The organism is Curtobacterium sp. MCSS17_011 (assembly GCF_003224275.1).
In the GTDB taxonomy this organism is placed as follows: domain Bacteria; phylum Actinomycetota; class Actinomycetes; order Actinomycetales; family Microbacteriaceae; genus Curtobacterium.
On record NZ_QKLE01000006.1, the window covers coordinates 1 to 24,590 of the forward strand.

The 24,590-nt window shown below is 70.1% G+C and carries 21 protein-coding genes; 5 read left to right on the plus strand and 16 right to left on the minus strand.

The features are described from left to right. Positions 1 to 409: 409 nt before the first annotated feature. The 13 genes from DEJ17_RS06140 to otsA all read right to left on the minus strand — a co-directional run bounded on the left by DEJ17_RS06140 (position 410) and on the right by otsA (position 15,111). On the minus strand, positions 410 to 1,180 hold the full coding sequence (locus DEJ17_RS06140) for a fumarylacetoacetate hydrolase family protein (RefSeq protein WP_027466538.1): 771 nt from the start codon (positions 1,178 to 1,180) through the stop codon (positions 410 to 412). A gap of 30 nt (positions 1,181 to 1,210) precedes the next feature. Continuing rightward, entirely contained in the window at positions 1,211 to 2,320 is a 1,110-nt protein-coding gene (locus DEJ17_RS06145) for a branched-chain amino acid aminotransferase (protein WP_027466537.1), read from the minus strand. Between the two features lie 15 nt (positions 2,321 to 2,335). After that, positions 2,336 to 3,409: a 3-isopropylmalate dehydrogenase gene (locus DEJ17_RS06150; protein WP_110892714.1), complete on the minus strand. Its 1,074-nt coding sequence runs from the start codon at positions 3,407 to 3,409 to the stop codon at positions 2,336 to 2,338. 13 nt (positions 3,410 to 3,422) lie between these two features. Further along, a complete protein-coding gene (gene serA, locus DEJ17_RS06155) occupies positions 3,423 to 5,012 on the minus strand; it encodes a phosphoglycerate dehydrogenase (RefSeq protein ID WP_110892561.1) in 1,590 nt (529 codons plus the stop codon). Positions 5,013 to 5,169: 157 nt separating this feature from the next. Continuing rightward, positions 5,170 to 5,553: a hypothetical protein gene (locus tag DEJ17_RS06160; RefSeq protein WP_110892562.1), complete on the minus strand. Its 384-nt coding sequence runs from the start codon at positions 5,551 to 5,553 to the stop codon at positions 5,170 to 5,172. Continuing rightward, positions 5,550 to 6,014, minus strand: coding sequence for a hypothetical protein (locus DEJ17_RS06165; RefSeq protein WP_110892563.1), 465 nt, complete (start codon positions 6,012 to 6,014; stop codon positions 5,550 to 5,552). The genes DEJ17_RS06160 and DEJ17_RS06165 overlap by 4 nt, the downstream gene beginning before the upstream one ends. An 84-nt stretch (positions 6,015 to 6,098) precedes the next feature. Beyond that, complete coding sequence (locus DEJ17_RS06170) at positions 6,099 to 7,289, minus strand: mannitol-1-phosphate 5-dehydrogenase (protein WP_110892564.1); 1,191 nt, start codon at positions 7,287 to 7,289, stop codon at positions 6,099 to 6,101. A 209-nt stretch (positions 7,290 to 7,498) separates the two neighbouring features. After that, entirely contained in the window at positions 7,499 to 8,524 is a 1,026-nt protein-coding gene (gene ilvC / locus DEJ17_RS06180) for a ketol-acid reductoisomerase (RefSeq protein WP_110892566.1), read from the minus strand. A gap of 71 nt (positions 8,525 to 8,595) precedes the next feature. Beyond that, positions 8,596 to 9,096, minus strand: a complete 501-nt coding sequence (gene ilvN / locus DEJ17_RS06185; protein ID WP_017888842.1) for an acetolactate synthase small subunit — start codon at positions 9,094 to 9,096, stop codon at positions 8,596 to 8,598. After that, a complete protein-coding gene (locus DEJ17_RS06190; protein WP_110892567.1) occupies positions 9,093 to 10,916 on the minus strand; it encodes an acetolactate synthase large subunit in 1,824 nt (607 codons plus the stop codon). The genes ilvN and DEJ17_RS06190 overlap by 4 nt, the downstream gene beginning before the upstream one ends. Before the next feature lie 45 nt (positions 10,917 to 10,961). Beyond that, positions 10,962 to 12,656 (minus strand): dihydroxy-acid dehydratase, encoded by a 1,695-nt coding sequence (gene ilvD, locus DEJ17_RS06195; RefSeq protein ID WP_110892568.1) that lies wholly within the window; start codon positions 12,654 to 12,656, stop codon positions 10,962 to 10,964. A gap of 90 nt (positions 12,657 to 12,746) precedes the next feature. Further along, a complete protein-coding gene (otsB, locus tag DEJ17_RS06200) occupies positions 12,747 to 13,526 on the minus strand; it encodes a trehalose-phosphatase (protein WP_110892569.1) in 780 nt (259 codons plus the stop codon). Next, positions 13,519 to 15,111 carry an alpha,alpha-trehalose-phosphate synthase (UDP-forming) gene (gene otsA, locus DEJ17_RS06205; protein WP_110892570.1) on the minus strand — a complete coding sequence of 531 codons (1,593 nt, stop codon included), beginning with the start codon at positions 15,109 to 15,111 and terminating at the stop codon, positions 13,519 to 13,521. The genes otsB and otsA overlap by 8 nt, the downstream gene beginning before the upstream one ends. A 174-nt stretch (positions 15,112 to 15,285) precedes the next feature. On the opposite strand from otsA, the gene DEJ17_RS06210 reads away from it, so the two are divergent. Beyond that, on the plus strand, positions 15,286 to 18,012 hold the full coding sequence (locus DEJ17_RS06210; RefSeq protein ID WP_110892571.1) for a hypothetical protein: 2,727 nt from the start codon (positions 15,286 to 15,288) through the stop codon (positions 18,010 to 18,012). Positions 18,013 to 18,081: 69 nt separating this feature from the next. Further along, positions 18,082 to 19,053, plus strand: a complete 972-nt coding sequence (locus DEJ17_RS06215) for a magnesium transporter CorA family protein (protein WP_110892572.1) — start codon at positions 18,082 to 18,084, stop codon at positions 19,051 to 19,053. 45 nt (positions 19,054 to 19,098) lie between these two features. Here DEJ17_RS06215 and DEJ17_RS06220 read toward each other — a convergent pair whose 3' ends face one another. Then, a complete protein-coding gene (locus DEJ17_RS06220) occupies positions 19,099 to 20,250 on the minus strand; it encodes an SLC13 family permease (protein WP_110892573.1) in 1,152 nt (383 codons plus the stop codon). A 93-nt stretch (positions 20,251 to 20,343) separates the two neighbouring features. Between DEJ17_RS06220 and DEJ17_RS06225 the strand changes: the two genes are divergently transcribed. Further along, on the plus strand, positions 20,344 to 20,532 hold the full coding sequence (locus DEJ17_RS06225) for a hypothetical protein (protein ID WP_042538771.1): 189 nt from the start codon (positions 20,344 to 20,346) through the stop codon (positions 20,530 to 20,532). A 124-nt stretch (positions 20,533 to 20,656) separates the two neighbouring features. Here DEJ17_RS06225 and DEJ17_RS06230 read toward each other — a convergent pair whose 3' ends face one another. Then, positions 20,657 to 21,820 carry a mechanosensitive ion channel family protein gene (locus tag DEJ17_RS06230; protein ID WP_110892574.1) on the minus strand — a complete coding sequence of 388 codons (1,164 nt, stop codon included), beginning with the start codon at positions 21,818 to 21,820 and terminating at the stop codon, positions 20,657 to 20,659. 138 nt (positions 21,821 to 21,958) lie between these two features. On the opposite strand from DEJ17_RS06230, the gene DEJ17_RS06235 reads away from it, so the two are divergent. Both DEJ17_RS06235 and DEJ17_RS06240 read left to right on the plus strand, forming a co-directional pair. Beyond that, positions 21,959 to 23,503 carry an amino acid permease gene (locus DEJ17_RS06235; protein WP_110892575.1) on the plus strand — a complete coding sequence of 515 codons (1,545 nt, stop codon included), beginning with the start codon at positions 21,959 to 21,961 and terminating at the stop codon, positions 23,501 to 23,503. A 77-nt stretch (positions 23,504 to 23,580) separates the two neighbouring features. Beyond that, positions 23,581 to 23,880 (plus strand): hypothetical protein, encoded by a 300-nt coding sequence (locus tag DEJ17_RS06240; protein ID WP_110892576.1) that lies wholly within the window; start codon positions 23,581 to 23,583, stop codon positions 23,878 to 23,880. A 9-nt stretch (positions 23,881 to 23,889) separates the two neighbouring features. On the opposite strand, the gene DEJ17_RS06245 is transcribed toward DEJ17_RS06240, so the two are convergent. After that, positions 23,890 to 24,543 (minus strand): PepSY domain-containing protein, encoded by a 654-nt coding sequence (locus tag DEJ17_RS06245; protein ID WP_146239642.1) that lies wholly within the window; start codon positions 24,541 to 24,543, stop codon positions 23,890 to 23,892. Positions 24,544 to 24,590 lie beyond the last annotated feature (47 nt).

The following is a 24,590-nucleotide window of genomic DNA, read 5'->3' on the forward strand; positions in this document are numbered from 1 at the left end:
CGACCAGGCACGAGGTCAATCAATAAATTGGCATTGACAATGTGCACGCTGTTGAGTTCTCAAGGACCAGACGCACTCCCCGCTCGACCCACGAAAGGTTCCGCCAGAGAGGCATTCGTCTTGTACAACATCCTGGGCGCACAACCAGAGGTCGTGGTTCCGAGGAGTTGGTTGCCTGAGCGGGACCCCGTCCGGACTGCATCTCCAGGTGTTCAACCCGGTGATCGTCTCGGCCGTTCCGTTCTCCGCCTCAGCGGCAACGAGTGATTACTTTACGCAGAGGTGAACGGCAGCGCCAAGCCGGGCCAGATCCCGGGCGTGTCGCCCTCTGCGCCGCGGTTGGGTACTCCCCCGGCAACAATGAACGGCCCGCTCCCCACCTGGGGGAACGGGCCGTTCGGCAGCGCTGTCAGTGCCGAGCGATGACCGGGTTCTTCAGCGAACCGATGCCGGAGATGGTGACCTCGACGATCTCGCCGTCGCGGATCTGTCCGACACCGGCCGGAGTCCCGGTCAGGATGACGTCACCCGGCAGCAGGGTCCAGATCGAGGACACGAACTCGACGAGCGACGGGATGTCGTGCACCATCTCGTTCGTCGACGCCGCCTGCCGGAGGTCACCGTCGACGCGGGTCTCGATGCGGATGTCCGACGGGTCGATCTCGGTCTCGATCACGGGACCGAGCGGGCAGAACGTGTCGAACCCCTTCGCCCGGGTCCACTGACCGTCACGTGCCTGGAGGTCACGGGCGGTCACGTCGTTGGCGATCGTGTAGCCGAGGATGACGCTCGCGAAGTCCTCACGCCGGACGTTCTTCGCGAGCGAACCGATCACGATGGCGAGTTCGCCCTCGTGGTCGACGCGTCCGATGTCGGCGGGGAGGCGGATGGGTTCGTCCGGGCCGATCACCGAGGTGTTCGGCTTGAGGAACACCACCGGGTCGTCGCCGGCGCGCTCGTCCATCTCCGAGGCGTGCTCGGAGTAGTTGAGCCCGACGCCGATGACCTTCGACCGCGGGATGACGGGGGCGAGGAGCTTCGCGTCGGCAAGTGCGACGCGCTCCCCGGTGGTCTCGAACCCCTGGTACATCGGGTCTCCCGCGAGCACCACCAGAGCGCGCTCGTCGAGGATGCCGTACCGGGGGTCTTCACCCTTGCTGCTGAACCGTGCGATCTTCACCGTTCGACCCTACCCACGCCCGCCGGTCGATCAGGACGCGTCGGTCAGCTTGGTCATCCACCCGTGCGGGTCGGGACGACGGCCGTACTGGATGTCGGTGAGCTCGTCGCGCAGGGACATCGTGAGTTCCCCCGCCCCGACGGTCGGCGAGCCGATCGTGAAGCCGTCACCCCGGAGTTCGGCGATCGGGGTCACCACGGCGGCGGTGCCGCACGCGAAGGCCTCGGTGATCGAGCCGTCGGCGACGCCGTCACGCCACTCGTCGAGGGTCACCCGGCGCTTCTCGACGGTCAGGCCCCGGTCTTCGGCAAGCTGCAGGATCGAGTCACGTGTGATCCCTTCGAGGATCGAGTCGGAGTCGGGCGTGACGAGGGTGCCGTCGGACTTGACCAGGACGACGTTCATGCCGCCGAGCTCTTCGAGGTACTTGCCCTCCACCGAGTCGAGGAACATGACCTGCTGGCAGCCGTGCTCGTACGCCTCTTGCTGGGGCAGCAGCGACGAGGCGTAGTTGCCGCCGGTCTTCGCCGCACCGGTCCCGCCCTTGCCGGCACGGGCGTACTGCGTCGACAGCCAGATCGACACGGGCTTCGGGCCCGAGGTGAAGTACGCACCGGCCGGGCTCGCGATGCAGTGGTACGCGACGGCCTGTGCCGCGCGGACCCCGAGGAACGACTCCGTCGCGATCATGAACGGCCGCAGGTACAGGCTCGTCTCCGGCGCCGACGGCACCCAGTCGACGTCGGTCTGCACGAGCTGCCGGATCGACTCGACGAACGCCTCGACCGGGAGCTCCGGGAGCGCGAGCCTCCGGGCGGATCGCTGGAACCGCCGGGCGTTGGCGTCGGGTCGGAACGACCACACCGAACCGTCCGCGTGCCGGTAGGCCTTGAGCCCCTCGAAGATCTCCTGGGCGTAGTGCAGGACACTCGCGCTCGGGTCGAGGGAGAGCGGCCCGTACGGGTGGATCGACGCACTGTGCCAGCCGTCGTCGAGCGTCCACTCGACCGTCGCCATGTGGTCGGTGAAGTGCTTGCCGAAGCCCGGGTCGGCGAGGATCTGCTCACGCTCGGCGGCCGCGCGGCGGTCGGCGGACGGGGTGCTGGCGAACTCGAGTCCGAAGGCGGTGTCGGTGCTCATGGGGAGGACTCCTTCTCAGGCGGTGGTGGTGCGTGCCGTGGCCGCGGCGGCGATCGCGTCGCCGATCTCGGCCGTGCGACGCGGCGTGGTGCCCCGGTCGGCGAGGTCGGACTCCACCGCAGCCGTCACCGCGGCCGCCAGGTCACCGCGACCGAGGTGGTCGAGCAACAGGGCGACGGAACGGATCGCGGCGGTGGGGTCGGCCAGCTGCTGACCTGCGATGTCCGGCGCGGAACCGTGGACCGGCTCGAACATGCTGGGGAAGGTGCCGTCCGGGTTGATGTTGCCCGAGGCCGCCAGACCGATGCCGCCGCTGATCGCGCCGGCCAGGTCGGTGATGATGTCGCCGAACAGGTTGTCGGTGACGATGACGTCGAACCGTGCGGGCTCGCGGACCATGTGGATGGTGACCGCGTCGACGTGCTGGTAGTCGACGGTGACGTCCGGGTACTCGGCGCCGACGGCCGCGACGGTGCGCTGCCAGAGGGCGCCGGCGTGCACCAGGACGTTGCTCTTGTGCACGAGGGTCAGGTGCCGGCGCGGGCGTCGGTCCGCCAGCGCGAAGGCGTACCGCACGACCCGCTCGACACCGAAGGCGGTGTTCAACGAGACCTCGGTCGCGATCTCGTGCGGGGTACCGGTCCGGATCGCACCGCCGTTGCCCACGTACGGCCCCTCGGTGCCTTCGCGCACGACCACGAAGTCGACCTCGCCGGGGTCGGCGAGCGGCGTCGGGACGGCCGGGTGCACCGTCGTCGGCCGGAGGTTCACGTAGTGGTCGAACGCGAAGCGGAGCTTGAGGAGCAGCCCACGCTCGATGATGCCGCCGGCGAGACGTGGATCACGCGGGTCGCCGCCGACCGCGCCGAGCAGGATCGCGTCGTGCTGCGCGATCGCCGCCATGTCGTCGTCGGTGAGGACGTCGCCGGTCTCCAGGTACCGTGCGGCCCCGAGGGAGAACGGGGTCTCCTGGACCACGAGGTCGTCCGGCAGGACCGCGTGGAGGACCTTCAGGGCCTCGTCGACGACCTCGGGACCGATGCCGTCACCACGGATGACCGCGAGTCTGATCGTCTGCGCGCTGCTCATGTCCGCCACTCCCCTAGAGCGTGATGTCGATCTCGCGGAGCGAGGACGCGTCGATCGCCGAGCGGACGTGCTCGAGGATCTGGGCCGGCACCGGCGAGTCGACGGTCAGGACGCTCAGCGCCTGGCCACCGGCGGCTTCGCGCGAGATCTGCATCGCGGCGATGTTGATGCCGGCCTGACCGAACTCCTTGCCGTACACCGCGACGATGCCCGGTCGGTCGGTGTACTCCATCACGACGTGGTGCCGGTCGAGCGGCACCTCGACGTCGTGCCCGTTGATCTCGACGAGCTTCTCGACCTGCTTTGGGCCGGTGAGCGTGCCGGACACGCTGATCGCCGGGCCGTCCGACTGGGCACCGCGGATCGTCAGCACGTTGCGGTACTCGGGGCTGTCGGTCTCGGTGATGAGGCGGACGGTGACCCCGCGCTGCTCGGCGATGAGCGGAGCGTTGACGTAGGAGACCTGGTCGCTCACGACGTCGGTGAAGACGCCCTTGAGCGCCGCGAGCTTCAGCACGCTGACGTCGTACTCGGCGAGCTCGCCGTGCACCTCGACGTCGATGCTCGTGACCGGCGAGGTCGCGAGGGCGGTGAAGACCTGGCCGAGCTTCTCGACGAGCGGGATACCCGGGCGCACGTACGGGTCGATGACGCCGCCCGCGACGTTCACGGCATCCGGTACGAGTTCGCCGCCGAGGGCGAGGCGGACGGACTTGGCGACCGACACGCCCGCCTTCTCCTGCGCTTCGTCGGTGGAGGCGCCGAGGTGCGGCGTCACGACGACGTTCGGCAGGGACAGGAGCCGCGAGTCCTTCGGGGGCTCGGACACGAAGACGTCGAGACCGGCCCCCGCGATGGTGTTCGCGGTGAGGGCACGGTGCAGCGCGTCCTCGTCGATCAGGCCGCCGCGGGCCACGTTGACGACGAACGCCGTCGGCTTCATGAGCGCGAACTGGGCGTCCGAGATCATGCCGAGCGTTTCCGGCGTGCGCGGCATGTGGATCGTGACGAAGTCGGAGCGGCGGAGCAGGTCGTCGAGGGAGACCAGCTCGACCCCGAGCTGCTGCGCCCGCGCGGTGGTGACGTACGGGTCGTACGCGATGACCGACACCCCGAACGCCTGCAGGCGCTGGGTGATGAGCGCGCCGATGCGGCCGAGGCCGATGATGCCGACGGTCTTCTCGTAGAGCTCCACACCGGTGTAGGACGAACGCTTCCACGCACCGCCGGCCAGCGACGCGTGGGCCGCTGGGATGTGCCGGGCGAGCGACAGGATGTGCCCGACCGTGAGCTCCGCTGCCGAGATGATGTTCGAGGTCGGCGCGTTCACCACCATCACGCCGGCGGTCGTCGCCGCCTTGATGTCGACGTTGTCGAGGCCGACTCCGGCACGTGCGACGACCTTGAGGCTCGGAGCCGCGGCGATCGCCTCGGCGTCGATCTTGGTGGCGGACCGCACGAGGACGGCGTGCGCGTCGGACAGCGCCGCCAGGAGCGCCGGACGGTCGGTTCCGTCAACGCTCCGGATCTCGAAGTCGGGCCCGAGGGCGTCGACCGTTGCGGGCGAGAGTTCTTCGGCGATCAGGACGACCGGCTTCGACACAGCAGCTGTTTCCTCACTCGAGACGGTTGGTATCCCACCATGCTATCGACGCGGGCCGGTGGTTACGACCGCAGGAGCGGTCCTGTGGAGAACCACACGACGGCAGGGTGGCGCGGGGCGGGGCCGCACCGCGCCTCCTGGCGGTCGTCGGGTCGCGTCAGAAGTCCAGCAGCGTCGGGACGAACAGCTGGAGGTCGAGCCAGAGGGCACCGGCGCCCGCGAAAGCGACCACGAACACCGCGATCGTGACGGGCAGGCTCGAACGCCGGGTGATGGCGATCGCCGCGACGAACGCGACGGGCGCGATGAGGATGTCGAGCACGAGCCACAGCCACGGCGTGCTGGTCTGCAGCGAGGCACCACCCGAGGTCGTCTGGAGGAACGCGTTGAAGGCGTCCACCCGCTGGGTGATCTGCGTCAGGTTGCCGACGGCCTGCACCGTCATGTACGCGAACAGCACCGCGAACACGACCCAGACCACGATCTTCGCGACGACGGGGGCGGTGTCCCGGCGGGTCGTCGCCGGCGCGGCGCCGGTCACCCGAAGCTCCGGGTCAGGAGGAACGGCCACGGGAAGAGCACGACGGCTCCGAGGAGCATCCAGAGCAGACGGGTGCGGGTGCGGCTGCTGCGCGCTGCCCAGAGCACCACCGTGAACCAGAGCGCCGGCGCGAGGATCGCGAGGAAGCGGAGCACCTCGACGAAGATCGTGAGGACCGTGTCGACGCCCGAGACGTACGCGGTCGATGCGGTGAGGAGCCACGCCACCGTGTAGAGCAGGTAGAGGCCGCCGAAGACACCGAACCCGACGAGCGCGCCGGAGGTCTCGGGTGCCTCGGGGTCGCGCTCTCCGCGGTCACGCACCGCCACCGGGTTGTGCGCCGCGTCGACGTGGGTGGCGTCGTCGGCGTCACCCCAGCGCAGGGCGGCGTCGTCGGTGTCGACGGCGTTCGGCACGTCCGGGTCGATCGACCCGTCTGGTGGGGATGCTGCCGTGGTCATGCCCCGATTCTACGAGGGACAGGACACCGGGAGGACCAGCGACCGTCGGTACGGGTGTTCACCGAGTGTCGGCGTCGACGTCGGTCAGACGTCGGCCGGCTGCGTCGCGAGGACCTCTGCGACGACGTCCCGGACGGCCGGGAAGAGCGGGTGGCTCTCCATCAGGCCCGTGAGGATCTCGGTGAGCGCGTGCGCGGTCGCACCGGAGCGCAGGAGTGCGTGCAGCTCGATCGACTCCGGGTCGTTCTCGTCGTCGAAGGCGAGCGCCGCGCGGACGGCACCGAGCAGGTGCTCGACGGGCAGGCCGCGCTCGGCGAGCTGCGACGCCGGGCCGACGAAGCGTTCACGACGGCCGAGCTTGCGGAGCGGGTTGCGGCCGACGCGCGCCGTGGAGTCCGGCAGGTGCGGGTTGGCGATGCGGGAGAGGTTCGCGGCGACGTAGCGCGCGTGGTCCTCGGGGTCGAAGCCGTGCTTCGCGATCAGGAGTGCTGTGGTCTCCGCGAGCACCCCGTCGACCTCGGCACGGACGGCGTCGTCCTCGAGCGCTTCGCGGATGAGCCGGATGCCCCGCACGTACCCGTGGTAGGCGGCGGTGGCGTGCGCCGTGTTCACCGTGTAGAGCTTGCGCTCGACGAACGGCTGCAGGTCGTCGACCCAGGTGACGCCCTCGATCGTCGGTGGTTCGGCGTCGGATGCCAGGAACGGGGTGCGCTCGATGACCCACTCGTAGAACGGTTCGAGCACGACGTCGAGGCCACCGGACTGACCGAGCACGCCGGACTGGTCCGGCACGATGCGGTCGATCGCGCAGTTCGCGAAGACGGCGGCGATGTCGCGGTCCTCGAGGATCGGGGCGCGGCGGATGCTGGCGTGCAGGGAGTCCGTCGCGTTGAACGCGTTCTCGCACGCGACGATCGTGACGTCACCCTGCTCGAGCGGGCGTGCCGCGAGTCCCTCGGCGATGAGCGGCGCGACGAGCGGGAGGGTGCGGGCACCCACGGCCGTGGTCACGACGTCGGCCTCGGCGATGGCCTGGACCACGCGCTCACGGTCGGCCTTGCTGTTCAGCGCACGGAACCCGTAGACGAGGTGCTCGACCGGCATCTCGCCGACCTCGTGCACGACGAAGCGGCCGGCTTCGTTCAGCGCCGAGACCACGCGTTCGTCGACGTCGACGAAGGTGAGCTCGTAGCCGCTCGCCACGAGGAACTGGCCCACGAACCCGCGCCCGATCTTGCCGGCGCCGATGTGGACCGCTCGCTTCGTCACCGCCATCGAACGATCATCCCATGCTGGTCGGGGCGGTCCTGACCGCGGGTGCGCAGCACGGCCGACGGGTGTCGGGAATCGTCCGGGCGCACGGCGGAGGGACGCCGGTCCGCGGCGTCGGGGCTGGAGAAGAGCTGCTGCATAACGTTCGGGTCACATCGCGAGGCGGCGGTGCAGGTGCACCGCCGCCTCGTCGTCGAGTGGTTCTCGGAAGACTACCGCGCGGCCGAGCCGTCCACGTAGTCGCCGTCGTTCTGCTTCCACGCGAAGAGCGCGCGGAGCTCACGGCCGGTGGCCTCGATCGGGTGGCCCTCGCCCTTGGCACGGAGCGCCTTGAACTCGGGTGCGCCGGCGTCCTGGTCGTCGATGAAGCGCTTCGCGAAGGCACCGTTCTGGATGTCCGTGAGCACCGCCTTCATGTTCTCCTTGACGTCCGGCGAGATCACGCGCGGGCCGGAGACGTAGTCACCGAACTCGGCCGTGTCGGAGATGGACCAGCGCTGCTTCGTGAGTCCGCCCTCCCAGATGAGGTCGACGATGAGCTTGAGCTCGTGCAGGACCTCGAAGTAGGCGATCTGCGGCTGGTAGCCCGCCTCGACCAGGGTCTCGAAGCCGTACTGGATGAGCTGCGAGGTGCCACCGCAGAGGACGGCCTGCTCGCCGAACAGGTCGGTCTCGGTCTCCTCGGTGAAGGTCGTCTTGATGCCGCCGGAGCGGAGGCCACCGATGGCCTTCGAGTACGACCACGCGAGCTCCCAGGCGGAACCGGACGCGTCGACCTCGACGGCGACGATCACGGGGACGCCACGGCCGGCCTCGTACTCGCGTCGGACGGTGTGCCCCGGACCCTTCGGCGCGACGAGCGACACGTCGACGCCCTCGGGCGCCTCGATGTAGCCGAAGCGGATGTTGAAGCCGTGGCCGAAGACGAGCGTCGCGCCCGGCTTGAGGTTCGGGCGGATGTCCTCGGCGTAGACGATGCGCTGGACCTGGTCCGGCGCGAGGATGACGACGACGTCGGCCCAGGCCGTGGCGTCGGCCGGGGTGTGGACCTCGAAGCCCGCCTCTTCGGCCTTCTGCCGGCTCTTCGAGCCCTCCTGCAGGCCGATCTTCACCTCGACGCCCGAGTCACGGAGGTTGAGGGCGTGGGCGTGGCCCTGCGAGCCGTAGCCGATGACGGCGACCTTCTTGCCCTGGATGAGCGTCAGGTCGGCGTCGGCGTCGTACACGATGTCAGTCACGAGGGTGTGTCTCCTTGGTTCTGGGGTCGGTGCCGGGCACCATCGGCGCCCGGGAAGGGTGTGACGGGCGCTCAGCGAACCCGGTCGGTGATGCTCTTCGGTCCGCGGCCCATGCCGAGGAGGCCCGCACGGGCGAGCTCCTTGACGCCGTAGGGCTCGAGCACGCGGAGGATCGCCTGGATCTTGCCGGGGTCGCCGGTCACCTCGACGATCAGGGAGTCGGTCGCCACGTCGACGACCTGGGCACGGAACAGGTTCACTGCTTCGAGCACCGCCGAACGCGTCTGGTTGTCGACACGCACCTTCACGAGCATGTGCTCGCGCTGGACCGACTGCGAGAAGTCCAGTTCGACGATCTTGATGACGTTCACCAGCTTGTTGAGCTGCTTCGTCACCTGTTCCAGCGGGAGGTCCTCGACGTCGACGACGACGGTGATCCGGCTGAGGCCGTCCACCTCGGTGTTGCCGACGGCGAGCGACTCGATGTTGAACCCGCGGCGGGCGAAGAGTCCGGCGACACGTGTCAGCAGACCGGGCTTGTCCTCCACGAGGAGGGAGAGGACGTGGCTCATGCGGTTTCTCCCGTCATGTCGGCGTCCTCGTCGTCCCAGGTGGGCGCGAGTGCCTGGGCGTACTCGATGGACGAGTTGCTGACGCCCTGCGGGACCATCGGCCAGACCATGGAGTCACGGCTCACGACGAAGTCGATCACCACCGGACGGTCGTTGGTCGCGAGGGCGAGCTCGATCGCGGCGTCGACCTCGTCGGCCTTCTCGACGCGGATGCCGAGGGCACCGTACGCGTCGGCCAGCTTCACGAAGTCCGGCACGCGGCGCGAGGCGTGCCCCGTCTCGAGGTCGGTGAAGGAGTGCCGGCCGTCGTAGAACAGCGTCTGCCACTGCCGGACCATGCCGAGCGACGAGTTGTTGATGATCGCGACCTTGATCGGGATGTCGTTGATGACGCAGGTCGCGAGTTCCTGGTTCGTCATCTGGAAGCAGCCGTCGCCGTCGATCGCCCAGACCACACGGTCCGGCTGGGCGACCTTCGCACCCATCGCCGCGGGGACCGAGTAGCCCATCGTGCCGGCGCCACCGGAGTTGAGCCAGGCGTTGGGCCGCTCGTACTTGATGAACTGCGCCGACCACATCTGGTGCTGGCCGACACCGGAGGCGTACACGGCCTCGGGACCGGAGAGCTGACCGATGCGCTTGATGATGCCCTGCGGCGCGAGGAGTCCGTCGGTCGGCTCGGCGTACCCGAGCGGGAAGTCGGTCTTGAGCTGGTGGAGCTTCGCCCACCACTCGTCGGTCGACGCGCGGTCCTCCACAGGGATGCCGCCCCAGGCGTCGAGCAGGTCGACCAGGACCTCGCGGGCGTCGCCGACGATCGGGACGTCGGCGAAGCGGATCTTCGAGATCTCGGCCGGGTCGATGTCGACGTGCACGACCTTGGCGTCCGGCGCGAACTCGTCGGCCTTGCCCGTCACGCGGTCGTCGAAGCGGGCACCGAGGGCGACGATCAGGTCGCTGTCCTGCAGACCGAGCACCGCCGGCACCGTGCCGTGCATGCCCGGCATGCCGAGGTGCTGCGGGTGCGAGTCCGGGAACGCGCCCCGTGCCATCAGGGTCGTGACGACCGGCGCACCGGTCGCCTCGGCGAAGCGGAGGAGCTCGGCCGTCGCACGGGAGCGGATGACGCCGCCGCCGACGTAGAGCACCGGACGCTTCGACTCGGACAGCAGCTGCGCGGCCGCGGTGATCTGCTTGCCGTGCGCCTTGGTCACCGGGCGGTACCCGGGCAGGTCGATCTTGGGCGGCCAGACGTACGGCGCCGACTTCTGCTGGGCGTCCTTCGTGATGTCCACCAGCACGGGGCCGGGCCGACCGGTCGTCGCGATGAGGTGCGCCGCGGCCAGGGTCGCCGGCACGTCGGCCGGGTCGGTCACCAGGAACGAGTGCTTCGTGATCGGCATGGTGATGCCGACGATGTCGGCTTCCTGGAACGCGTCCGTGCCCATCAGCGTCGAGAACACCTGGCCGGTGATCGCGATGAACGGCACCGAGTCCATGTAGGCGTCGGCGATGGCCGTGACGAGGTTCGTCGCGCCGGGGCCGGACGTCGCGATGGCGACGCCGACCTTGCCGGACGACGAGGCGTAGCCCTCGGCGGCGTGGCCCGCGCCCTGCTCGTGACGGACGAGGATGTGGCGGATCGTGGTCGACGCCATCAGCTCGTCGTAGAACGGGATGATCGCGCCGCCCGGCAGGCCGAAGACGTCGGTGATCCCGAGGTGCTCGAGCGTCCGGAGGACGGCTCCCGAGCCGGTCAGGATCTCCGGCGACCGGCGTGCACCGGCGGCCGCGGACAACGGAGTTGCTTCCGTGGGCATGAGTGGTCCTTGCCTGAGTGGTGGCGGTGGTGCGGGTGTCGGACGCTAGCCCGTGACCGCGCCCTGGGCGGCGGACTTGACGAGCTTGGCGTACTTCGCGAGGACTCCGCGGGTGTAGCGCGGGGGCAGCGGGGCCCAGCCGTCACGGCGGGCCTCCAGCTCGGCAGGGTCGACCAGTAGGTCGAGCGAGCGAGCCGCGATGTCGACACGGATGCGGTCGCCATCACGAACGAAAGCGACTGGACCTGCGTCCACTGCTTCCGGTGCGATGTGGCCGATGCACAGGCCGGTTGTGCCGCCTGAGAATCGACCGTCGGTCAAGAGTAGTACATCCTTGCCGAGGCCCGCGCCCTTGATGGCCGCGGTGATGGCGAGCATCTCGCGCATGCCGGGACCGCCCTTGGGTCCCTCGTAGCGGATGACGACGACGTCGCCCTTCTCGATCTTGCCCTCGGTCAGGGCATCCATCGCCGCGCGCTCACGGTCGAACACCCGGGCAGGGCCCTCGAAGACCTCGGCGTCGAAGCCGGCGGTCTTCACCACGGCACCCTCGGGGGCGAAGGAGCCCTGGAGGACGGTGAGGCCACCGGTCTCGTGGATCGGGTTGTCGAGCGTGCGGAAGACCTCGCCGTCGAGCGCCGGCGGGTCGATCTCGGCGAGGTTCTCGGCGACGGTCTTGCCGGTCACGGTCATGCAGTCGCCGTGCATCAGGCCCGCGTCGAGCAGCGCCTTCATGATCACGGGGATGCCGCCGTTCTGGTCGACGTCGAGCATGACGTACTTGCCGAACGGCTTCATGTCGGCCAGGTGCGGGACCTTCGCGCCGATGCGGTTGAAGTCGTCGAGGCTGAGATCGACCTCGGCCTCGTAGGCGATGGCGAGGAGGTGCAGGACGGCGTTCGTCGAGCCGCCGAGTGCCATCAGGACGGTGATGGCGTTCTCGAACGCCTCGCGGGTCAGGATCTGACGGGCGGTGAGGCCGAGGCGGAGCATGTTCACGACGGCCTCGCCCGACCGGTGCGCGTAGTAGTCGCGACGCCGGTCGGCGCTCGGCGGCGCGGCGGAACCCGGCAGCGACATGCCGAGCGCCTCGGCGATGCTCGCCATCGTGTTCGCCGTGTACATCCCGCCGCAGGCGCCCTCGCCCGGGACGATGTTGCACTCGATCTCCTTGAGCTCGGCCTCGCTCATCGTGCCGGCCTTGCACGCACCGACCCCCTCGAAGGAGTCGATGATCGTGACCTGCTTCTTCGAGCCGTCGGCCTGCTTCACGTAGCCCGGCATGACCGAGCCCGCGTAGAGGAACACGCTCGCCAGGTCGAGGCGCGCGGCGGCCATCAGCATGCCGGGGAGCGACTTGTCGCAGCCGGCGAGCAGGACGGTGCCGTCGAGGCGCTCGGCGTTGACGACGGTCTCGACGCTGTCCGCGATGACCTCACGCGAGACGAGGGAGAAGTGCATGCCCTCGTGACCCATCGAGATGCCGTCCGAGACGGAGATGGTGCCGAACTGCAGCGGGTAGCCGCCACCGGAGTGCACGCCCTCCTTCGCACCCTGCGCGAGGCGGTCGAGCGACAGGTTGCACGGCGTGATCTCGTTCCACGAGGACGCGATGCCGATCTGCGGCTTGCTCCAGTCCTCGTCTCCCATACCGACGGCCCGCAGCATGCCACGCGAGGTGGTTGCTTCGATCCCGTCGGTGACGACCCGGCTGCGCGGCTTGACGTCGATATCAGGCATGGATGGAGTCTAGGACGCTTTGGGATACCAGTCGCGCAACAACATGCGTACGCATGATGAAGGGCGGTCGGGAGGCCCGGCTCACCCTGGTCAGCGCGTGGCGCGGAGCCTCGCCAGCTGCTTCAGGACCCCGGTCAGGGCCGCGGGGTCGGCGATGCGGTACCCGGCCCGGGTCTGGCCCGGTCCGACCTTCACCCCGACGTCGCCGTCGCCGAGGACGCGGAAGCCGTCCTCGTCGGTGACGTCGTCGCCTGCGAAGAAGACCGCGTCGGCACCGTGCAGGTCGCGGAGCCGGGCGATGGCGTCGCCCTTCGTCACGTGGCGCACCGCGAACTCGACGATGTCCTTGCCGCCGCGCTCCAGCACCCCGGGGTCGGCCTCGTGCGCCGCGCGGCTCGCAGCCGCGTTCGCCTCGGCCGCGGTCTCGGCGGAGACGCGTCGCGTGTGCACCCCGTGCCCGGCGGGCTTGTGCTCGATGACGACGCCCGGGAACCGTGCGCCGACCTCGTCGAGCGCAGCGCCGATCCGTGCCACCCGGGCGACCTCGTCGTCCGTCAGCGCGGCCTCGTCGTGGCCGTCCACGCGCCACTCGACGCCGTGCGACCCGACGAGCGCCATGTCCTCGGGCGCATGGGTGACCGCGGCGAGGCTGCCGAGGGGACGCCCCGAAACGAGCACCACCTCGGTGTCCCTGGCGCGGTGCAGGGTCAGCACCGCGGCCCACGACCCGGGGAGCGCGCCGACCTGCGAGGGATCGTCGGCGAAGGGGGCCAGCGTGCCGTCGAAGTCGAGGGCGACGATCAGTCGCGGCGCAGCCGCGAGCGTCTCGAGGGCCGCGTCGAGGTCACCGGTCGTCGTCTCGTCACGCATCACGGGCCTCCCGGGTGTCCTCGGCAGCACGCGCGGACTGGGCGTCCTGATCGAAGATCGACATGTTGTCGGTCTGCGCCTCACGGTGCGTCTCGCGCGGGTCCACGGTGGACGGGTCGATCTGGGCGTTCCGCGGCGCGTGACGGTCGAGTGCCTCGAGGAACGCGCGCGACCAGCGCGCCACGTCGTTGTCGCGCACGCGCTTGCGGAGCGCGCGCATGCGGGTCGAACGCTCACGACGCGGCATCTGGATCGCGCGCTCGATCGAGTCCTTGAGCGCCCCGATGTCGTGCGGGTTCACGATCACGGCCTGCTTGAGCTCGTCGGCGGCTCCGGCGAACTCGGACAGGATGAGCACCCCGTCGTTGTCGAACCGGGCGGCGACGTACTCCTTGGCCACGAGGTTCATGCCGTCGCGCAGTGCCGTCACGAGCATGATGTCGGCGGCCAGGTAGAGCGCGACCATCTCCTCGCGCGGGTAGCCGTGGTGCAGGTACGAGATCGGCTGGTGGCCGATGACTCCCAGGTCGCCGTTGATGCGGCCCACGCTCAGCTCGATCTCGTCGCGGAGCGCCGCGTACGAGTCGACACGCTCGCGACTCGGGCTGGCGACCTGGATGAGCGTGGCGTCCTCGACCGCGATGCGGCCGTCCTCCACCAGCTCGCCGAAGGCCTTGATGCGGTGCCGGATGCCCTTGGTGTAGTCGAGTCGGTCGACGCCGAGCAGCACCGTCTTCGGGTTGCCGAGGCTCTCGCGGATCTCGCGTGCCCGCTCCTGCACCTCGGGCTTCCGCGCGATCGCCTCGAAGCTCTCGGCGTCGATGGAGATCGGGAAGTGCCGCGCCTCGACGTGGCGGACCGTGATGCCCTTGCGGCTGCGCGGGGCGGCCGGGTCGTCCACCGGGACGTCGATGGTGGTGCCCTTGGTCGTGTAGCCCTTGATGTGCCGCACCGCGCGCAGGAAGTCGCTGGCGTCGTCGTGGCGCTGGAAGCCGATGACGTCGGCGCCGAGCAGCCCGTCGAGGATCTGCGCACGCCACGGCAGCTGCGCGTAGATGCCGACCGGCGGGAACGGGATGTGGTTGAAGAACCCGATCGTCAGGTCGGGACGCTTGGCCCGCAGCAGCGCCGGCACGAGCTGCAGCTGGTAGTCCTGCACCCAGACGATGCCGTCCTGCTCGACGATCTCGGCGATCTGCGCGGCGAAGCGCTCGTTGACCCGCTTGTACGCGTTCCACCAGTCGCGGTGGTAGCTCGGGTGCTCGATGACGTCGTGGTACAGCGGCCAGAGCGTGTCGTTGCTGAAGCCCTCGTAGTACTCCTCGACGTCGTCGTCGGAGAGCGGGACGGGGACGATGTGGATGCCCTCGTTGTCGAACGGTGCCACCTCGACCTCGGGCTGCCCCACCCAACCGACCCAGGCTCCGTCGTTCGCACGCATCACGGGTTCGAGGGCGGTGACGAGGCCACCGGGCGAGTGCCGCCAGCCCTCGTTCCCGTCCTGGTCGACGACGCGGTCCACCGGGAGACGGTTGGAGGCGACGACGAACGAGTAGCGGGTCTGTTCGGTGCGGTCTGCAGGCATGGGGTGGTGTGATCTCCGTTCCGCCCGGCGAGGGCCGGGTGCGTGCCGAAACTACCAGCGTGGGGACAGCGCATTCACGGCGGATCGACGGTTCCGCTACGCTGCAGGCACGTGTCGGGGGGACACGGGTGCTGGAGTGCGGCGCCGGCCTCCCGGTCGGAGAGGACCCCAGCCGTGAGCGAGAACCCGCCCAACCAGCCCGTCCCGCCCCAGCCCGGTGGCCAGCCCGGTTCCGGCCAGCCCGGTCCCGGCCAGCCCGCCTGGCAGCAGCAGCAGCCTGGAGGCCCGCAGCAGTGGTCGGGTCAGCCCGCCCCCGCCGCGCAGCCGTCCGATGCGTTCGGTCGCTTCGTGCGCTCCGTCTCGGGTCGCGACTGGCTCGCAGCCGTGCTCGCCGCCGTCGGCGGCTGGGTCGCGGCGTACGTCGTCGCGGGACTCTCGCTGCTCATCACCGTGGGCCTGCTCGCATCCGGCGGCAGCGGTTCGGCCGCTCCGTCCACCGGTTCCGGCACCGACCTCCGCACGGGCTCGGCCCCCGACGTGGAGTCCCTGCTCTCCGGCGTGAGCGTCCTGCTCGGAGCGCCGGCGCAGCTCGTCGCCCTCGCCGACCTCGGCCGACTGCACCTGTCGGGGTCCATCGGGTTCCTCGGTTCCGGTTCGGGCTCGCTCGCCGTGGTGCCAGCACTGGTGCTCGCCGCGCAGGTCGTCCTGGCCGTCGTGCTCACCCGCCGGATCCGCACGCGTGGCCTCGGTCGCACGCAGGTGCTCGTTACCGCGGCGGTCTCCGGCCTCGTCACCACCGTGCTCACGAACGTCGCGGCCGCCCTGTTCGCGATCCGGTTCCCGTCGGTGTCCGGCGCGGTCATCGAGCCGGTGCACGCCGTCGGTGTCGGCAGCATCCTCGGCGCGTTCGTCATCGGCGCGCTGGCGGCGCTCCTCGCCCGGCCCTCCGTCCTCGCTGGTGGCAACGTCTTCGCCGCCCGGCTGCTCGGCACACTGCGCGTCGCCGCGTCGCAGCTCACGGTCCTCGTCGTGCTGGTCGCCCTCGTCGTCCTCGTCGTCGCCGTCATCGCCCAGCCGTCCTACGGCTCCGCGTTGCCGCTGCTGCTCGGCAACGTCGCGGTCGGGCTGACCGCGCTCGGGTTCTTCGGTGGCGTCGGCACGTCCGGCTTCGGATCTGCCAGCGACACCGCCTCGGTGTTCGGCGGCGCCGGCGGCTGGACCTGGCTCGTCGTGCTGTTCGTCGTCGTCACCTCGGTCGCGGCCGGCCTCGCACTCGCCGTCCGCCGCAACGACCGGGTCCGCACCACGCTCGATTGGGTCGTCACGCCGCTGGTCTGGTTCGCACTCGGTCTGCTGTTCTTCGTCCTCGGCACCGGTGTCGCCTCGTACCAGGTGAGCAGCACGAGCTCCGTGGACGGGTCGGGGTCGATCGGCATCGCGCCGTGGACGCCGATCGTCTTCGCCCTGTGGGGTGGCGCGATCGAGGTCGTCGCCCGGTACCTCGCTCCGGTGCTCCTGCCCCGCCTCGGTCGTGCCGTCGTGCTGCGGACGTCGCGTCTGGTCGGTGCGGACCCCCGCCCCGTCGCGCCGCCGGCGTTCCCGGCCGGGCCCGCTGCCGGCCCGGGTGCTCCCGTCGCGCCCACCGCGACCGTCGACCCGCCCGCGCCCGGTGCGCCCGGCGCTCCCGTTGCGCCCGGCGCGCCGGTCACCGCCGACGCGCCGGCTGCCGCCGCGTGGAACACTCCCCCGGCCGCTGACCAGCACGCGCCGTACCCGCCGGCCGGGCCTGCCCAGGAGCCCGCGTACGGCGTGCAGTCGATCTCCGGCGCGCAGCCGGTGTCCGGGTCGCAGCCGCCCTACGGCGCACAGCCGACGTACGGCGCACAACCGGCATACGGGTCGCAGCCGTTCATCGGCGGTGGTGCCCCCGCTCCGGCACCGATGTCCCCACGGGCCAAGAAGATCCTGGTGCGTTCGCTCATCGCCGGTGGCGCCGTGATCGTCGTCGTCATCGCCGGTGCGGTCACGACGAGCGTCCTCCGCGCCAACGTCTGGGGTCCGGCCCCGACCGTGAAGTCCTACGTGCAGGCCATCGCGAGCGGTGACGCCAACACCGCCGCCGACCTGAGCGAGGTCCCCGACGACGCCGCGATGCTCGACTCCAAGGTGCTCGGGAGCGCGACGGACCGCCCGTCGGACATCCGCGTCGGCCGTGTCGCCCGGACCGGGGACACCGCCATCGCCACCCTGAGCTACACCCAGGACGGCAAGAACCGCTCCGGCCAGGTGTCGTTGCGCCGCACCGGCACCTCGTTCCTGGTGAAGGACGAGTGGCGTGTCACGCAGCCGCTGGCCCAGCAGGTGACCCTGACGGCATCCGACGTGCTCGAGGGCGCACCGGTGACCGTCGGTGGCAAGGAGATCGGGAAGATCAGCGACGGCAGGTTCACGTCCCTCGCCTACCCGGGCAGCTACCAGGTCTCGGTCGGCGGGACGAAGTACTTCACCGGCGGCACCGAGAAGGTCACCGTGGGTGCGGTCTCGTCCGGGTACGTCGACTTCGCACCGAAGGGCACCAAGGCACTCGAACAGGACGCCGAGCAGTACGTGTCCGACCTGATCGACGACTGCGCCGAGAAGACGGAGCTCCGGGCTCTGAGCGGCTGCCCCTGGTACGGGCCCTACGACGCCGACGGCGGCGTGCAGTACGACGTCACGTCGATGCCCGAGCTGCAGGTCGAGGCGTCCCGCGCCGGCACCGTGATGGTGACGAGCACGAAGGACGGGAGCGTCTCGTACGACTACACCTCGTACCTCGGTGACGAGAAGCGCGGCGAGGACTCGTTCAGTGTGAACCAGTACCTGAAGGTGGAGGACGGCAAGCTCGTCTCCGCCTACTGAGCGGCTCCACAGCTCCACGACGGCCGACCCGGCATCTTCCGGGTCGGCCGTCTCAGTAGGCTGACGAGCATGGTCAGGACACGGGCGTGGTGCAAGGGCGACACGGTCGAGCGGGACTTCCCCGTCGACCGGATCTCCGACCTCGTCGCCGACCCGGACACCTTCGTCTGGATCGACTACACCGACCCCACGTCGGCCGACCTCGAGCAGATCGAGGAGGAGCTCGGCATCCACGCGCTCGCGGTCGAGGACGCCGTCGAGCACGGCCAGCGCCCGAAGCTCGACCGGTACCGGGACAGTCTGTTCCTGGTCGTCTACGACGTGGGCGGCACGGATGACGAGGGTGACCTGATCACGCACGAGGTCAAGGCCTTCGTCACCGGACGGGCCCTCGTCACGATCCACGGCTCCGACGTCGACACCACCCCGATGGAACACCGCCTCACCGCGAACTCCGACATGGCCGAACACGGTGTGCCGTGGCTGGTGTGGGCACTGCTCGACGCCGTCGTCGATCGGGCCACCGACACCGTCGAGGGCCTGGAGCGGCAGATCGATTCCCTGGAGGACGACCTGTTCGAGCCGGGCGACCCCCGTGAGCAGCAGATCCAGCGGCGGTCGTTCCGGCTCCGCAAGACCCTCGGGGTGCTCCGACGCCTGGTCGTGCCGACGCGGGACAGCGTCGCCTCGTTGCTGCACGGCGACGCGGAGACGATCTCGAACGGGATCCGGCCGTACTTCCGCGACGTCGAGGACCACCTCGTCTCGATCGCCGACTCGGTCGAACAGCTCCGCGACGCCGTGTCGAGCGTGCTGGACACGACCTTGAACCTCGCGTCGAACCGACAGAACACGGTCATGAAGAAGGTCACGAGCTGGGCGGCGATCATCGCGATCCCGACCGGTGTGACGAGCTTCTTCGGGCAGAACGTCGAGTTCCCGGGCGAGGGCGCCTGGAGCGGTCTCTGGGCGTCGCTCGCGATCATCACCGCGTCGTCGCTCGTGCTCTACCACGTCTTCAAGACCCGCGACTGGCTCTGACCGCGCAGGGTTCCGGCACCCGAACGGTCCGAGGCCCCGCCGACGTCAGAGCGCGAGCGCGAGGACCCCGGCGACCACGGTGAGCGGCGCGACGATGCACCCGAGCGCCATGTACCGCCCCCACGACAGGTGCACCCCCTCGGCCGACAGCCGCGCGTGCCAGAGGAGCGTCGCGAGCGAGGCCCACGGGGTGATGAGGCAACCGGCGTTCACGCCGATGAGCAGCGCCGCGTACCGCAGGGCCTCGTGCCCGGCGGTCGGTTCGAGCACCAGGTACGCCGGCAGGTTGTCGATGCCGTTCGCCGCCACCGCGCCCGCACCGCCGAGCAGCAGCAACGACCCCGTCCCGGTGCCGCCCTGCAGCGCGTGCACGATCGGGTCGGTGATGCCGGTCGTGTGCAGCGCTTCGACCACCACGAAGAGGCCGGCGGCGAACAGCAGCGTGGACCACGGCACGCGGGACACCCGGAGTTCGGACGGTGACCGGAACGCCGCGACCACGACGAGCACGACGGCGGCCAGGACCGCAGCGATCCACACGGTCACCCCGGCCGTCAGGGCGACGACGAGCGCGACGAGCACCGCGGAGGCCGCCCAGAAGAACACCGGGTCCTTCGGCGTGCGGACGGACACCGGCGAGTAGCGGCCGAACAGCTTGCCGCGGAACACCACGAGCAGGACGACGCACGGCACGACCACCCCGGCGACCGCGGGCCAGGCCATCAGCCCGGCGAACGGCAGCGGGCCGCCGAGCCCCATCCGGTCGACGGCGAGCAGGTTCGTCAGGTTCGACACCGGCAGCAGCAGCGAGGCGGTGTTCGCGAGCCAGACCGTCGTCAGGGCGAACGGCATCGGGGGCAGACCCACGCGCCGTGCGAGCGAGATCACGATGGGCGTGAGGAGCACCGCGGTGGTGTCGATCGACAGGAAGACGGTGCAGAGCACGGCGAGCACGACGACCGCGCCCCACAGGCCGATCGTGCGTCCGCCGCCGACCCGGGCGGCGACGTCGGCGAGGCGGTCGAACACCCCGGCGTCCGCGGCCAGCTCGGCGACGACCGTCAGCCCGAGCACGAACCCGAGGACCGGCAGGACCCGGTCGGCGAGCACGGCGAGGTCGTGGAGGGGCAGCAGCCCGAACACGACGCAGACCGCGCCGACCACGAGCAGAGCCGCTCCGATGACCGCCTGACGCACGAACGCTCCTCTACCCGGTGCCGCGGCAGGGTGACCGGCGGCGCTCCAATGTACGGGCCGGTAGCGTTGTCAGCACGACGACAGGAGGCCTCTGTGCGCAAGTTCATGTTCAACGGTGCGGTGTGGAGTTCGCTCATCAGCGGCTACAGCGTGCTGCAGACCACCCGCCAAGGACCGCGTGACTGGCGGCTCGCGCTGACCTGGGTCGCGTGGATCGCCACGACGATCGTGGCCATCGGCACGGTCGTCGAGGACGACCGCGCCGTCAAGGCGCGTCAGTAGGTCGAGACGCGGCAGGCGGTCGTCGACGCGACCGGCCTGACGTACGGGAGGCACGGTGCCAGCTGGCACCGTGCCTCCCGTTCGTCGTCCTGGCGGTGCAGGGCACGCCGCTCCCGTCACCGGGTCAGCGTTCGGACTCCGGGATGCCGGAGGTCTGGATCGGTCCGGTGAAGAGCGCGCCGCGCTCGTCGTCGCCGAACAGCTGTGAGTCCCCCTCTGCGGTTCGTCCGCGGCGGCGCGGCGCCGGCGCGGTCGGCTCGGAGAGCTGCACGCGCTGGACCGGCAGGGCGTCCGGGTGGGTGCGCTGGATCCACTCGACCATCTCCTCACGCACGTAGCAGCGGAGGTCGAACAGGCCGCCGGCGTCGGGCGCGGTCACGAGGATGCGGACCCGGACCAGTCCCCCGACGGCATCGGTGACCTGCAGCACCTTGACGCGGCGGTCCCAAATCGTCGAGGTGTCCAGGATCCGGTCGAGCTCCGCCCGCATGTCGGTCGGGCTCACCCGCCAGTCGAGGTCGAACTCGACGGCGCCGAGCAGTTCGCTGCCGGTCCGCGTCCAGTTCTCGAACGGCGTGCTCGTGAAGTACGTCGACGGCAACACGAACCGGCGGTCGTCCCACAGGTGCACCACGACGTAGGTCAGGGTGATCTCCTCGATCCGTCCCCACTGCTGCTCGACCACGACGACGTCGTCGACCCGGATCGACCCGGAGAACGCCAGCTGCATGCCCGCGAACACGTTGCCGAGCGTGGACTGGGCCGCGAGGCCCGCGACCACGGAGATGAGGCCGGCGCTGGCGAGCACGCTCGCACCCGCCGCCTCGACCCCGTCGAAGGTCAGCAGGATCGCCCCGACGGCGATGATGACGAGCACCGCGACGGTGAGGCGCCGGATGATGAGCACCTGGGTCCGGATGCGGCGCGCCTGCCGGTTGTCGGGCACGTCGATGCGGAAGCGGTGCAGCCCGAGGTCCTCGAGGAAGATGGCGACCTGGCACGCGAGCCAGCAACCGGTCGCGATCGTGACGATGAGGAAGGCGTGCACCACCTCGTCGCGCCACGGGTAGGCGTCGGCGTTCCGCGGGATGCTCGACGTGAACGCGATCCAGAGCAGCACCACCAGCAGCACGGTGCGGAAGGGGTGCCTCGTCCGGCGCGAGAGCACGCCGGCCCAGCGTTCCCGCCGTGCGATCGCCCGGAGGACCAGGTGCAGGACGAGGGCAACGACGGCGGTGACGAGCAGGGCGGACCCGATCGCGACGAGGAGTCGGAGGAGGATGTCCATCCCTCCATGCAAGCAACGGACGACGGTCGTCGTTCAGGATCGGGCCGCCGTCGGCTGTGCGGACGTTCAGCAGCTGCGGTTCGATCGAACCGGGGTTTGCGTGACGGCCCGGTCCGGTGCGCATGTAGGTTGTCGCGCATGACAGCGCAGAACGACACGGGTGGCAGCCGAGCGCCGGCGAACGACTTCTCGCACGAGCAGGAGGGCTACCAGCACGGACTGAAGCCCCGGCAGTTGCAGATGATCGCGATCGGCGGCGCGATCGGCACCGGCCTCTTCCTCGGTGCCGGTGGACGACTCCACACGGCGGGCCCCGCGCTCGCGCTGACCTACCTGGTCGCCGGGGTCTTCGCGTTCTTCATCCTGCGCGCCCTGGGCGAGCTCGTACTGCACCGCCCGTCTTCGGGGTCGTTCATCTCGTACGCCCGCGAGTTCTACGGTGAGAAGTTCGCGTACGCCGCCGGCTGGATGTACTTCCTGAACTGGGCGATGACGTCCATCGTCGACACCACGGCCGTCGCGATCTACCTGCAGTACTGGTCGGCCTTCACCGCGGCCCCGCAGTGGCTGCTCGCACTGATCGCCCTCGTCGTCGTGCTCGCCGCGAACATGGTCGCGGTCAAGGTGTTCGGTGAGCTCGAGTTCTGGTTCGCGCTCATCAAGGTCGCCGCGCTCGTGTCGTTCCTGGTCGTGGCGATCATCTGGCTCGTCTTCGCGTTCCCGGTCGAGGCCGGCGGCGAGGCCGTGCGCACCGGGTTCTCGATCTGGGGCGACAACGGTGGGCTGTTCCCGAACGGGCTGCTCCCCGCGGTCATCGTCATCCAGGGCGTCGTGTTCGCGTACGCGGCGATCGAGCTCGTCGGCACCGCGTCGGGCGAGACGCAGAACACCGAGAAGGTCATCCCACGCGCGATCAACTCCGTCGTGTTCCGGATCGCGGTGTTCTACGTCGGCTCGATCATCCTGCTCTCCCTGCTGCTGCCGTACACGGCCTACAAGGAGGGCGAGAGCCCCTTCGTGACCTTCTTCTCGTCGCTCGGCAACCCGCAGGTCGGCTCGATCGTCGGCGGGATCATGAACTTCGTCGTGCTCACCGCGGCGCTGTCCTCGCTGAACGCCGGCCTGTACTCCACCGGCCGCGCCCTGCACTCGATGGGCATGAACGGTTCGGCGCCGAAGTGGACCACGAAGATGTCGAAGGGCGGCGTGCCGTACGCGGGCATCCTGCTCACCGCGGCCTTCACCGTCGCCGGTGTGGTGCTGAACTACTTCGTGCCGAGCCAGGCGTTCGAGATCGCACTGAACATCGCGAGCCTGGGCATCATCACCGCGTGGGGCACGATCATCCTCTGCCAGATGCGGCTGCGGCAGTGGGCGAAGCAGGGACTCGCGAAGGAGCCCACCTTCCGGCTACCGGGTGCGCCCGTCACTGCCTGGCTCACCCTGGCGTTCCTCGCCTCGGTCATCGTGCTGATGGCGATCGACTACCCCGTCGGCACGTACACGATCGCGTCGCTCGTCATCGTGATCCCGCTGCTCATCGTCGGGTGGTTCCTGCAGCGTGACCGCATCCTGCGCATCGCCGCCCTGCGCGAAGGCGTCACGGGTCCGTACCCGATCGGTGTCCGCGACCCGGCAGCCCAGGTCCGCCGCGACGGCGACCAGAACGGCGACGGCGCGTAGCCCTCCGGCTGTCCCCGGAACGCAAGCCCCCACAGCGGGAGCACGAACGGTCCGGCAACCGTCGCTACCATCAGCGGGTGCCGGACCGTTCTGCTTCTCCCACCCTCGACCTGCAGCTCAGCTGGCGCGGTGCCTACGGACGCCTCCGGGTGTTCGCGGATCGGCTCGAAGCCGAGACCGACTACCAGCGTGAGAACCGCACCCTGGTGCCGATGGACGCCGTGCAGGGGTGGCGCCTCGGCCCGTGCGACGAGGACGCGGTCTGCGTCGAGTTCGTCGCCGAGCGGGAGACCTACCGGGTGCTGCTCGACACCCCGGACGAGCAGCTCGCGTCGCTGGCGATCCGGAAGGTCCTCGGGCCGCCACTGCAGTCCTGAGGACGCGGGTCAGTCGTCGGTGTCGACGCGGTCGGTGACGACGTCACCGGAGCCGGCATCGATGCGCACGCTGTGCTTCGTGCCGGACGAGTCGAGCACGTCGCCCTCCCAGACGACCGTGCCGACGTGGTCGTCGAGACCGAGTTCGGTCACGGTCCCCGCGTGCAGGTCCTGGAACGCGTCGAGGGCCTGCTTGACGCTCAGGTCGGCAGCGGCGACGAAGCGCTCGTGCTCGGCCTTGTCATCCGCGTCGGCGGCCTCGGTCTGCGGGGTGCCGGCGACGGCGGTGCCGTCGTCGTTCGTGTGCACCTCGTGCTCGGTGCCGTCCTTCGTGACGACCAGGACCTCGTACGCGGATGCGCCCTGCTCCTGCTCGACCGAGATGACGGTGCCCGAGCCGACCTCGCCGCGTGCGGTGGCGACCGCTGCGAGCAGGGCCTTGTTCGAGCCCGCGGACGCCGCGCCGGTCCCGGACGAGGACGAAGCGGAGCCCGACGAGTCCGTCGCCGACGAGCCGACCGAGCCGGAGCCGGCCGAGCCGGTGTCGTCGTCCGAGTCGTCGCTGGCGCAACCGGTGAGTGCGAGCGCCGCGACGATCGGCAGGGCGGCGAACGCGGCGATGCGGCGGGCGGAGGGCTTCTGGTGCTGGGTACGGAGGTTCATGTGGACGAGCATCGCGTCGGGGTGCTGAAGCAGCCCTGAAGCCGCCT

What these genes read in the sequence shown, in the direction of transcription:
- ilvD (WP_110892568.1), bottom strand. Translation starts at nt 12,656, where the DNA reads ATGCCTGATATCGACGTCAAGCCGCGCAGCCGGGTCGTCACCGACGGG.
- DEJ17_RS06190 (WP_110892567.1), bottom strand. Translation starts at nt 10,916, where the DNA reads ATGCCCACGGAAGCAACTCCGTTGTCCGCGGCCGCCGGTGCACGCCGG.
- DEJ17_RS06230 (WP_110892574.1), bottom strand. Translation starts at nt 21,820, where the DNA reads ATGGACATCCTCCTCCGACTCCTCGTCGCGATCGGGTCCGCCCTGCTC.
- DEJ17_RS06215 (WP_110892572.1), top strand. Translation starts at nt 18,082, where the DNA reads ATGGTCAGGACACGGGCGTGGTGCAAGGGCGACACGGTCGAGCGGGAC.
- DEJ17_RS06245 (WP_146239642.1), bottom strand. Translation starts at nt 24,543, where the DNA reads ATGAACCTCCGTACCCAGCACCAGAAGCCCTCCGCCCGCCGCATCGCC.
- ilvN (WP_017888842.1), bottom strand. Translation starts at nt 9,096, where the DNA reads ATGAGCCACGTCCTCTCCCTCCTCGTGGAGGACAAGCCCGGTCTGCTG.
- DEJ17_RS06170 (WP_110892564.1), bottom strand. Translation starts at nt 7,289, where the DNA reads ATGGCGGTGACGAAGCGAGCGGTCCACATCGGCGCCGGCAAGATCGGG.
- DEJ17_RS06150 (WP_110892714.1), bottom strand. Translation starts at nt 3,409, where the DNA reads ATGAGCAGCGCGCAGACGATCAGACTCGCGGTCATCCGTGGTGACGGC.
- otsA (WP_110892570.1), bottom strand. Translation starts at nt 15,111, where the DNA reads ATGCCTGCAGACCGCACCGAACAGACCCGCTACTCGTTCGTCGTCGCC.
- DEJ17_RS06235 (WP_110892575.1), top strand. Translation starts at nt 21,959, where the DNA reads ATGACAGCGCAGAACGACACGGGTGGCAGCCGAGCGCCGGCGAACGAC.
- otsB (WP_110892569.1), bottom strand. Translation starts at nt 13,526, where the DNA reads ATGCGTGACGAGACGACGACCGGTGACCTCGACGCGGCCCTCGAGACG.
- DEJ17_RS06165 (WP_110892563.1), bottom strand. Translation starts at nt 6,014, where the DNA reads ATGACCACGGCAGCATCCCCACCAGACGGGTCGATCGACCCGGACGTG.
- DEJ17_RS06145 (WP_027466537.1), bottom strand. Translation starts at nt 2,320, where the DNA reads ATGAGCACCGACACCGCCTTCGGACTCGAGTTCGCCAGCACCCCGTCC.